Below are 1,969 nucleotides of genomic sequence, written 5' to 3'. Positions count from 1 at the left end.
GAAGCGGGGTGACGATCTCCGCGCCGAGGATGCCGGCCCAGTCCTGCATACGGGCCATGGTCCGCTGCTGCGGGGTGAGGACGCGGCCGTCGGGCAGGGTGAGGGGGTGACGGTCCGCCCACAGATGGATATCAACGTCGGCACCGACCCGGGGGTGGCCGTGGATGACGATGTCGCCCTGGCCGATGCCGGCGCGGGTGATCAGGTCGGCGAGCACCTCGCAGGCCTCGGCGAGACCGGCGCGGTTGAGTGCGATGTCGGTACGGCTGTCAGTCGGCACGGTGGGTCTCCTGTGTGCGGATGAGTCGGCTGGTAGTAACCTCACGGCCAGTGCCAGAGCAGAGGGTCCGGGCAATGCGGCCCTGTCCGTTTAGACCGCGGTGGCCGTACAGGTGGCCACTACGGCGCACCCCCACCTCCCGTCCGCATTGGGGGCAGATGGCACGCTGGGCGCCGCAGGGGCGGACGCGGTCGCCGGGCTGCGGCCGGGCGGGGTCAGTCGGCACAGCGGCATCCTCGGTCGGGGCGGGCGCGGCGGCGATTTCGCGGGCGAGTGTCTGGGCGTAGTAGGTGAGGGCTGCGGGGACGGTCTGCTCAGACATCGGCGGTGGGCTCCTCGGATGGGTTGGCGTCGGCCACCGCGCGCAGCAGGTCGGACAGCCGTGGCTCACGCAGGCGTGGCTCACGCATCGGTGCTGGTCTCCTCGGCCGGGGCGGGCTCCCACGGGCCGTACGCCACGGTCCGGCACATCAGCGCGGGATTCGTCTGCACAGGCGACCGCCGGGCGCCGTCGAGGATCCAGCCGGCTTCGTCCCGGCTGTCCATCAGCACCAGAAACCGAAGCGTCTCCCTGTCGATCACGTCGTAGCAGGGCTTGACCGGGAGCTGCACGGCGAGGGGCAGCTGATCTACTTATGGCAGGTGGCGAAGGCCGAGGATGCCGCGAAGGAAGCGAAGCTCGCCCTTCCCGAGGGTGGACTACTCCCTATCCTGGGGCGGACAGTGGTAGCGACGAGGGGGGTGGGGGCGACGGACAGACGCCAGCTCTTTGAGGTGGGCGGACTCACCGCGGCTACCGTGCTCGCCGCTACCGGCGCGGTCAGCGATCAGATTGACGCTGCCCGGCCAGCGACTTTCACCCTTACCGAGCTCGAAGCGCAGCTCGTTGACCTCAACCGTGATCTATGCGCCGTAGCGCCCAGCATCCTGTTTCCCGGGGCATTCAAAGCATGGCAGCAGGTAGAAGGAATGCTCGCCCGACGTGTGCAGCTCGCTGTAGCGCCGCGGCTGACGCGGCTCGCTGGCCAGTTCGCCGCCGAACTCGCGACCGTCGCACGTTTCGGTGGGGACAGCCGTCTTGGCCGACGGTTTGCGGCGATCGCCGAAGAGCACGCGACGGCTGTGAACGATCCTCTGCTGACAGGCCGAGTCGCTGGATTGCAGTCATGGATTGCGATGGACGCGGGCCATTGGGCGACGGCGGCGGACTTCGCGGCGAAAGGCCGCCGTGACGCTCATCCGGGCCAGCGGGCCCGGCTAGCCGCATACGAGGCGCTAGCCGCGTCCGCCGCCGGGGCCGCAGTCCAGGCCGAAGAGGCGATCGTGGTCATGCGAGCCTCGATGCGGACGGCGATCAAGGGTGATGCCGAATGGAACGACGCCGAAGAGGATCTTTATACGGCACTCACCGCAGCGAACACCGTAGGTGCCGGCAGGACGGCGATCCATCATGGCGAGCGGGCCGCAGCGACCTTCGTCCACGACAACCAAGGCGTTGGCCTCGCCATGCTCGCAGTTGCTACCGGCCACCTGGACGGCGACCATGCGAACCCGGGTGCGGCTGCGGCGTCGGGCATTGCCGCGCTGGGCGCGATAGCAGACTCCCCGAACGCGGTGGTGGAGCAGCGGGCCCGCGCGCTGCACCAACAGCTCTCCCCATGGCCGTCGGAGCCGCTGGTGCAGGAACTT

The 1,969-nt window shown here is 69.3% G+C and carries 3 protein-coding genes; 1 reads left to right on the top strand and 2 read right to left on the bottom strand.

Going from position 1 to position 1,969, the window contains the following annotated elements; genetic code table 11:
* Both AC08OO_RS19140 and AC08OO_RS19135 read right to left on the bottom strand, forming a co-directional pair.
* Nucleotides 1-280: hypothetical protein (locus AC08OO_RS19140; protein WP_476618835.1), on the bottom strand; the 280-nt coding region annotated here is incomplete at its 3' end.
* 402 nt (nt 281-682) lie between these two features.
* Nucleotides 683-892 (bottom strand): hypothetical protein, encoded by a 210-nt coding sequence (locus AC08OO_RS19135; RefSeq protein ID WP_476618834.1) that lies wholly within the window; start codon nt 890-892, stop codon nt 683-685.
* Nucleotides 893-1,021: 129 nt separating this feature from the next.
* Here AC08OO_RS19135 and AC08OO_RS19130 point away from each other — a divergent pair.
* The coding region (locus AC08OO_RS19130; protein ID WP_476618833.1) for a hypothetical protein at nt 1,022-1,969 on the top strand (948 nt) is incomplete at its 3' end.

It is taken from the genome of Frankia sp. CeCAU1, assembly GCF_977971845.1.
This window is presented reverse-complemented; position numbering and strand designations above follow the sequence as displayed.